Consider the following 8415-nt stretch of genomic DNA (forward strand, 5'->3'; position numbering starts at 1 on the left):
AAGTTTAAAAGGTTTAACAGGTTCAAAAGGTTAAACTCAAAACTTCTTATACATTTTAAACTCCTGAAACCTTTTAAACTTTGAAGCATATGAAATCAATGTTGTTCGCCGCCGCCGCATTAATGATCGGCGCAAGTATCTACGGGTTTGTTGATTACAAGAAAACAGCCCGCACAGAAAGATTCAGAAAGATGTATGAAGAAAAAAAAGAAACCCCAGTGATCACCACTCCGCCTATCGAAACAAAATTGGTTAGTCCGGAAAAAACCGACGTGAAAGAAAAAGAAATTTCACCGGCAGAAAAGAGTGAAAAAACAACTTCATCATCTTTTAAAACCAGGAAGGTCAAAGGAGTAAAAAAACTAAACTATAAAGAATTTAGCCGGGCTCCGCTTCGCGAAGAGCAGGAAGTAGTGCAGCCTGAAAAGTCAAACAACTAATTATAAAATAAGACAAGGGAATGATCAGTGCGATTCCCTATCCAATCCTCCTTTCGGGGAAGGTTTTTATTTCCACTTCAGGGTATTAATCAGGTGTAGCAGGTCTTTTTTGAGAAAATCGTTGACGATACCCAGCGAATCTTCGTTGGGCGAGGTATTAAAATATAAAGCACCCCGGAGAAAATGCCTGGTGGAGTCGGTAAGAAAAAATTGATTAGCCGTTGCTGTGTTGCCACTCAATGAAAAGTAAATTCCTTCAACTCCATTGGGTGTTCGCATCAGGCTGTCATTAATACCGGTGGAAACGTCGGTATGTTGTTTATAGGCCATTTTAAATCCATCATTCACCAGGGAATCAAAGTTATTTTTTTGTACTTCCTTATAACTGATATAAATGCGACCGCCAAAACGGGGAATATCGATATTGAGCCACCATTCATTCTCAGGCCTGGCATCGAAAAAAGAAGTGTCTTTTGAAACCGTGGAGTACACCGGGTATTCAAAAGTGTAAGGATAACCGGGCTCATTAAACGGCTGGTATTTTTTTTCAGGAAAATCAATATGGAAATATCCTGTTTTCTTATAAGTATAAGGACTGTTGCAAGAAAAAAGAAACGCTATTAAACTTAAGAAAACAAGGGAGAAACAAAAAAAGCGAATATTCATCAGGATATTATTACTATTTTTTTACAGTTACTTTTACAAGCTTGAGACGATTACGATCAGACTCCAATACTGTAAAATCAAAATCACCGGAATTAATTACATCGTTCACTTTTGGAAATTCACCCGCAAGCTCCAATACCAAACCGCCAACTGATTCACTTTCACCTCTTACCTTATCAAACGTATCCATGGGCAAATGCATTATTTTACACATATCGTGTATCATTGTTTTGCCTTCAAATACATAATTGTTATCATCCAGTTTGGGATTTGAGCTTTCTTCTTCGTCAAACTCATCTTTTATGTCACCAATCACTTCTTCCATAATATCTTCCATGGTCACAATACCACTGGTACCACCAAATTCATCTACCACTACGGCAAAATGAACCCGCTTGGATTGAAAGTCACGCAGCAGGTCTGCAATCAATTTTGATTCCGGCACAAAATAAGGATGACGCATCAATGGGTGCCAGTCAAACCCATCACTTTCCTGCAGGAAGGGAATCAGATCCTTGGTGTTCATAATGCCAACCACTTCATCCAGGTTGTTCTTGTAAACCGGCAGACGGGAGTAATGCAGGCTTTCCACTTTATTAATTAACTCCTTAAACGAAGAGTTGTAGTTGATACCATTTATTTCCAGCCTGCTTCGCATGATCTGCTTCACCGAAATAGTTCCAAACTTCACTATGCTTTTCATGATATTTTTTTCTTCCAGTGAAGCTTCTTCGTCTGTTTTAATATCAATAGCCGCATCCAACTCCTGGATGCTGACAGCCTCAGACCTGTTGGCGCCCATTCTTTTTCCAATACCATCGGCCAAAGACACCACCCATCGGCTGATACGTCGAAAAACAAGGTGAACCGCTTCTACTACTACCGCCGATCCATAAGCAAACCGAAGGTTGTTTTGGGTAGCCCACACTTTTGGCAAAATCTGGCCCAGGAAGATCAATATGAAACTGATAATAGCTACCCTCAACAAAAGCTCGAACAGGTAACTCCAGAACTCACTTCCAAAAATATTAAGTGTACCGTAGGGTAAATATTGGTTGATTAAAAATCCAGCCAGCACGACCATACAGATATTCAGAAAAGTGCTGGCAATGAGCAGCGACGCAAAAACTTCTTTCGGCTCATCCAGGAAATTGATAATGCGTTTGGCCGCCGGATGCTGTTTTGTTTTCAACATATTAATATCCTTATTATTTAAGGAAAATATGGCTACTTCAGCCCCGGATATGGTAAACACCAACAGCAATAGCACCAATAACAGGAAAACCAACAGGGTGGCTCCTTGTGGATTAGTAGCGAGAAGGGTGAAGGAGAAACTATTTTGCAAAAAATTAATGATCGAATGACTCTCCAATGCAAGGTGTTTTAGTGATCGGTTGAATTATAAAGGCAGGTCAAAACGGCCTGCCGGTTATATTAACAACAAAGTTATTGTTTTAATTAAATACTCCTTAAAAAGGGAGGTTTTCAGATGGATCTCCTAAAGGTGGATGGGAATCAGTGCTGCCAAGGTTCTCCATGCCACTACTATCAATAGGTGTGCTCGTGCCATCGATTCGCTTATCCAGCATAATGAGATTATCACCCACTACTTCAGTGGCAAATTTGCGGTTGCCGTCTTTATCCTCCCAACTCCGGGTTCGCAGACGACCTTCGATATATACGAGGCTGCTTTTATGTAAATATTTTTGGGCCAATTCAGCAAGTCCGCGCCATAGTACCACTGTATGCCACTCCGTCTGAGACACCAACTTGCCCGTTCTGTCTTTAAATGTTTCTGTTGTAGCCAGTGGAAACTTTGCAACACCAATGTTTCCTTCAAGGAACTGTACATCCGGGTCTTTACCCAGGTTGCCGATAAGCATTACTCTATTTACACCTCTCATATGCTTTTCTTTTTCTGATTAACAATTCTCTTCAAGCCTGCTTATTTAAAGTTAATTTTTTTTAGTGGAATGAAAAATTTTTAAAAGCAAGAGGGTTTTAACTAAGAAGGCTTTCAATTCAAACCTCAAAATTCCCATTTAAACCAACATTTAACTACTGCTTAACGGCCGGAAGAGTACTTTAGCCTTGACAATTTTTTGCAACCTAAACCAGATGCTATGCAAAAGTTTTTACGCTATTCTCTTTTTTCTGCAGTTGTTTCTTTACTCCACCTGGCTTGTTTTGCCCAGTTAGATCTGGTGCCTAATCAAAATCCCAACTATGCTGTCAGCAGGTCAAAATATATGAAAATGGCCGATTCACTAAATGAATGGCATAGCACGACACAGCAACAAAACTACAAGGCCATCGATTGGTTAGCCGACAGACGTGAAGCGAGAGCCGATCGCCGTGAGTTTCGCCAGCAACTTCGGTTGGAAAGAGCAAGAAATATGGGCTATCCTTACTACTATGGCAATTACCACGGAAATTATCACCGTCGTTACTACAATAACTACAGGGGAAACCGCTTTCACATTTCGCCCTGGTATGGCTTAAATTTTTGGTGGTAACATGAAGTAACCAACAAACAACTTTAATCTTGTTACACTTTATCTTTTAAATTATTTCCAATGAAAAAAAATATACTATTTGCGCTAACCTTTTCAGGCGTCATTTTTTTGGCCGGCTGCTCACACAAAGTGACCCGTATTGACCCTGCTGAACAAGTTGATATCAGCGGACGTTGGAATAACACCGATTCCCGTCTCGTAGCTGAAGACATGACTAATACAATTCTAAGGGCAAATTGGTTGACAGATCACCTGTCATCCAAAAGTGGACAACGGCCAGTTGTGATTGTAGGATTCGTTTCCAACAAAAGCCATGAGCATATTGAGGCGGAAACTTTCGTAAAAGATGTAGAAAATTCTTTTGTAACTACGCAAAAAGTGAGGTTGGTACAAGGCGGTAAGAAAAGAGAAGAGTTAAGAGCCGAAAAAGCGGACCAGCAAACCAATGCCAGTGTCAGCAGCATGAAAAAATTTGGATTGGAGCAGGGGGCGGATTATATACTTCAGGGATCCATCAACTCCATCGTTGACTCGCATAAAAGAAAAAAAGTGGTCTATTACCAAACCAATCTTGAACTCACCAATATTGAAACCAATGAAGTGGTATGGATCGGTGAGAAAAAAATAGCTAAATACGTAAAGAACTAACCTGGCTTAAAAGTTTATTCGTTTAAGCGTTTATTAGTAAGGATCACTTATGCGGCTCCCCGTGTTATTATTGTTGATTTTATCTTCCTGCGCCAGTTATAATAAGCAGGTCGGTATTTACTATACTAATCTCCGGGAGGGCAATTATGAAAAGGCGGCTGTTTCGCTTGACAATAACAAGCTTTTAAAAAAAGATAGAAACAAATTGCTTTACCTGCTGGAAAGAGGTAAGGTATGCCACCTGTTGCAACAATGGGACAGCAGTAATAATTATTTCAATGAGGCGGATCAGATCATGGAAGTTGCCAGGGTATCGGCAAAAGATATTGCCCTTGGCACTTTGCTAAATCCTATGATGCAAACCTATAAGGGAGAGGATTTTGAAAAATATCTCGTGCACTATTATAAGGCATTAAATTATTTACAGCTTGGCAATACTGAAGACGCATTGGTAGAGGCCAGGCGCATTACTCTTCGTACCAATGAGCAGGAAGACAAAACAAGTAAAAACAAATATTCCGAAGATGCTTTTTCACTCATGCTGCAGGGAATGATCTATGAAAAAGCAAATGACTGGAACAATGCTTTTATCGCTTATCGAAATGCCGCCAATGTGTTTCTTGAAAAAGACGGCAGTTACTACGGAACGAAAATGCCCGATCAATTAAAAAAAGACTTGCTTCGTTCTGCCTGGCAAAGTGGTTTTACAGATGAATTGAACCGGTATGAAAAACTGTTGAACACGAGCTTTTCCAATGAAACAAATTCCGGAGGCGGAGAAGTGATTTTATTCTGGGAAAACGGATTGGCGCCTGTCAAACAGCAGGAAGATATTTATTTCTCACTTTTCAAAGACGCTGGCGGTAGTTTTAAGTTTACAGATGCCGGTGGTCTTTATAATATTCCTTTTGATCTTAATAATGGTTACAATACGAATGATATAAAACTGGAAAACCTTCGCAGTTTCCGGGTAGCGCTTCCTAAGTATGAAGCTCAACCGCTGTTTTATTCCGGTGCGAGCCTTCAGTTGAATAACCAACACTATTCGCTTGAGCCTGCAGAAAATATCAATACCCTTGCCTTTGCAACATTGAAAGAAAGAATGCTGAAGGAATTGTCATCTACCCTGACAAGACTGGCGGTAAAAAAATTAGCCGAAGCAGCTATACGACCCAAGGAAGAAAAAGAGGATAAGAATAAAACGGAAGAGCAAAAAAAGAAAGAACAAAAAGAAAAAGCTACCCGTGAAGCGCTGGCCTTAGGAATGCAAATCTTCAACTTTGCCACCGAAAAAGCTGATACCCGCAACTGGCAAAGCCTGCCGCATACCATTTATTATACAAGGGTGCCTCTGCAAAAGGGAGCAAATAATATTACACTTCAGTTAACAGGGTCCTCTTCATCTTCTGTTCAGCTTATGGTGGAGGGAAATGGGGGTTTGCAGTTTCAGAATGTGTGTACGTTGAGGTAGAAATACGGCATCTTTATCCAGCTTTATGAACATATAGCTGCAGGCATTTGCTGAGCGGACTCGTCGTTGTGGATATGATATTCTTTCAACTTAAATCCATTTCAAAGCTACCCTTTGTATAAGATTCTCCGCCCTGGGTCGTGTCCCCACGACCCAGCTATTTTTAAAACACCTCCCCAAATCCTTTAAAAAAGAAAAACTCTTCTCCTATAATTCATAATAACTGGCTGAAGAATACTTGTATTCGCAAGGATGGCTGCCCAACCAAAATTCCGGCACGTGGGACACGTGCCGGGGCGTTCTTTATGGACACGAACCATGGCTGAGGAATCTTTATCGTTGTATAATACAGGTGCAATCCAATCCGCATGGTCCCAGTCAATGTTGTCGCCACCGTTGGTAACTACCAGGTACAACTTCCTTGCACCAGCAATATCAATGTCCACTTCTTTGCTTTGATTTGGTGTGCTGCGATTTATTAACCCACTTTTCCAAAGAGCTTTTTCTTCAATTACTAATTGCTGGTCAGCCTTATTAAACACAGCTAAATATTTAGCTCCTGTCCCCGGTTCATCAGCTATCCACGCAGCTTTATCTTTATCATTGAAAAGGGGTTTGTTGTTGGTGCTTTTGTTTAATACGGCAAGCACCTGTTTATTGCTAAGAAGGGAAAGTGTAAAAGTATCATTGTCCGGCAGGTTGCCGCCAAACATCAATGGCGATTTAAAAATGCTCCAAAGTGTCATCAAGGTATACTGCTCATCTTTCGTGAAATTGCTCATTCGTGGATTGCCTCTTTCTGCACGAATGCCAATGCGGCCAAGCGGTAACATATCGCCATCGGGGTATGCACCATAACTGCGCCATTTATTCCATCGGTCAAATACTTCAAAATGTTCCTTTAATTGTTCCCAACTATCCCAAAAATCACCAACGGTTCTCCACATGTTAGCGTTCTGTTGCACATGCGCTGCCTGTTCTATGGGTGTTTCGCCGGGTGAGGTACTCAATAAAATTTTTCTTCCGGTGCGATCAATTGCTTTGCGTATCATCTCCACTTCCTCTTTGAAATAAATGGGCGAAGAAAGATCATCCACTTTTACAAAATCAAGCCCCCACGAAGCATACAATTCAAAAATGGAATTATAATATTCCTGTGAACCTTCGCGGCCCGGAACAATCGTGTACATATCATGCAACCACCGGCACTGGTCTTTTTCTGAATAGATATCTTTTGCGGTGACCTTAGTTCCTTTGATGGAAAGGTTTTGTTTTACTGCAATCACCGGCACGCCACGCATGATGTGAATACCAAACTTTAAGCCTTTACTGTGCAGGTAATCAGCTAGTGGTTTAAACCCTTTGCCGCCTGCAGCAGAAGGAAAGCGATTAACTGCAGGAAGGAAACGACCAAATTCATCGATGTTGTATTGCGGATCCTTTTCATTGTAGCCATGCGCTTTGTCGTTTGACACATACCAACGGATATCAACCACCACATACTTCCATCCAAACTGTTTCAGGTGTGCGGACATATAATCAGCATTGGCTTTTACTTCTTCTTCTGTCACAGTAGGACCAAAACAATCCCAACTGTTCCAACCCATCGGAGGTGTGGGCGCCCACCTATGAAAATCTTTTGCTGATTTCCCTTTTGAATTTTTTGGCACTAATTGTTGCCCCTGTACAGATAGACACCAAAACAAGCAACCAAGAAAACAAAGCGGAACCTTAATCATTTTATCAAGAAGTTTCATAATTACAAATATTAGTCTTTGCGTTCGCAAAATAATATATCCAACAGACTTAATTCCTGCAAGATATCACACCTGCACTTATTAGCCCATCACAACATGCGAATATTCGTTTTGAGAAATAACTTCTGTTCCGCTTTCAATTGAAGCCACGTAATAAGTAAGAGGCAGTTCCATTACCTTTTCGTATGCAGGTTGGATGGCTGTCAGCAGTCCTTCTATCACACCAACAGAAGCAAAAGAATGGGAATGTGTTTACAGCAGCAGGCTTGTCAGCCTCGTTGAGGCTGCTGCGGAGATGCAATCTCCACCCAACCATTCAGTCTTTTATTTTTATTCAACTTTTCGATGCAGGACAAACTCACGAGAACAGGGAAGTCATAGAAATCAGGGGGACAACCGTAGTTTTTTATCTATGCAACATTCTCAGAAGAACTGGGGATAATATGATGCTCACCCGTAAAAAGAAAGGGTTGTCACAAGCTGACCTGGGTAAGATGATCGGTACATCCGGTGACGTAATTGGAAGATATGAGAGAGGCGATATAACACCTTCTATTGACGTAGTGGCAAAAGTTGCTGATGCTCTTGAAGTATCAGTAGATTATCTGATTGGCAAAACAAAAATGCAACTCGATAAACAAGCGGTTAAACGCCTGGAAGATATTAGCAAGCTGCCCGAAGAAAATAAAAACTTTGTCCTCAATTTAATTGATATGGCACTACGAGATTTTAAAGTAAAAAAAGCTCATGCCTCATAAACAACAAAGCCACTCGAAAGAGTGGCTTTATATGTAGAAGTTAAGATTTGATCTGACAGTTGGGATTAACTTTAGAGTAACTACAATCTATTTGTTAACCCCAAAATGTCAGATCATGAATCAGGAAACTAAGTTAATCAAATCCCGCTTAGGCTTACT

At 40.7% G+C, this 8415-nt stretch carries 9 protein-coding genes; 5 read left to right on the forward strand and 4 right to left on the reverse strand.

Features of this window, described 5'->3' with window-relative positions; translation table 11 throughout:
- Nucleotides 1–89: 89 nt before the first annotated feature.
- Entirely contained in the window at nt 90–440 is a 351-nt protein-coding gene (locus tag P2W73_RS15920; protein ID WP_276503064.1) for a hypothetical protein, read from the forward strand.
- Between the two features lie 66 nt (nt 441–506).
- On the opposite strand, the gene gldD is transcribed toward P2W73_RS15920, so the two are convergent.
- The 3 genes from gldD to P2W73_RS15935 form a co-directional block, all read right to left on the reverse strand.
- On the reverse strand, nt 507–1106 hold the full coding sequence (gene gldD / locus P2W73_RS15925; RefSeq protein ID WP_276503065.1) for a gliding motility lipoprotein GldD: 600 nt from the start codon (nt 1104–1106) through the stop codon (nt 507–509).
- 13 nt (nt 1107–1119) lie between these two features.
- Nucleotides 1120–2478 carry a gliding motility-associated protein GldE gene (gene gldE, locus P2W73_RS15930; protein ID WP_276503066.1) on the reverse strand — a complete coding sequence of 453 codons (1359 nt, stop codon included), beginning with the start codon at nt 2476–2478 and terminating at the stop codon, nt 1120–1122.
- A 97-nt stretch (nt 2479–2575) separates the two neighbouring features.
- On the reverse strand, nt 2576–3010 hold the full coding sequence (locus P2W73_RS15935) for a single-stranded DNA-binding protein (RefSeq protein WP_276503067.1): 435 nt from the start codon (nt 3008–3010) through the stop codon (nt 2576–2578).
- Between the two features lie 219 nt (nt 3011–3229).
- Here P2W73_RS15935 and P2W73_RS15940 point away from each other — a divergent pair, with 219 nt between their 5' ends.
- From P2W73_RS15940 to P2W73_RS15950, 3 genes are read left to right on the forward strand one after another with little or no spacing between them, the layout of a single operon-like run.
- A complete protein-coding gene (locus P2W73_RS15940) occupies nt 3230–3622 on the forward strand; it encodes a hypothetical protein (protein ID WP_276503068.1) in 393 nt (130 codons plus the stop codon).
- 60 nt (nt 3623–3682) lie between these two features.
- Nucleotides 3683–4270 (forward strand): penicillin-binding protein activator LpoB, encoded by a 588-nt coding sequence (locus P2W73_RS15945; RefSeq protein ID WP_276503069.1) that lies wholly within the window; start codon nt 3683–3685, stop codon nt 4268–4270.
- A gap of 49 nt (nt 4271–4319) precedes the next feature.
- Nucleotides 4320–5741 (forward strand): COG3014 family protein, encoded by a 1422-nt coding sequence (locus P2W73_RS15950; RefSeq protein ID WP_276503070.1) that lies wholly within the window; start codon nt 4320–4322, stop codon nt 5739–5741.
- A gap of 185 nt (nt 5742–5926) precedes the next feature.
- Here P2W73_RS15950 and P2W73_RS15955 read toward each other — a convergent pair whose 3' ends face one another.
- Entirely contained in the window at nt 5927–7498 is a 1572-nt protein-coding gene (locus tag P2W73_RS15955) for an NPCBM/NEW2 domain-containing protein (RefSeq protein ID WP_276503071.1), read from the reverse strand.
- Between the two features lie 443 nt (nt 7499–7941).
- Here P2W73_RS15955 and P2W73_RS15960 point away from each other — a divergent pair, with 443 nt between their 5' ends.
- Complete coding sequence (locus tag P2W73_RS15960; protein ID WP_276503072.1) at nt 7942–8256, forward strand: helix-turn-helix domain-containing protein; 315 nt, start codon at nt 7942–7944, stop codon at nt 8254–8256.
- Nucleotides 8257–8415 lie beyond the last annotated feature (159 nt).

Source organism: Terrimonas pollutisoli (assembly GCF_029360765.1).
Classification (GTDB): Bacteria; Bacteroidota; Bacteroidia; order Chitinophagales; family Chitinophagaceae; genus Terrimonas_B; species Terrimonas_B pollutisoli.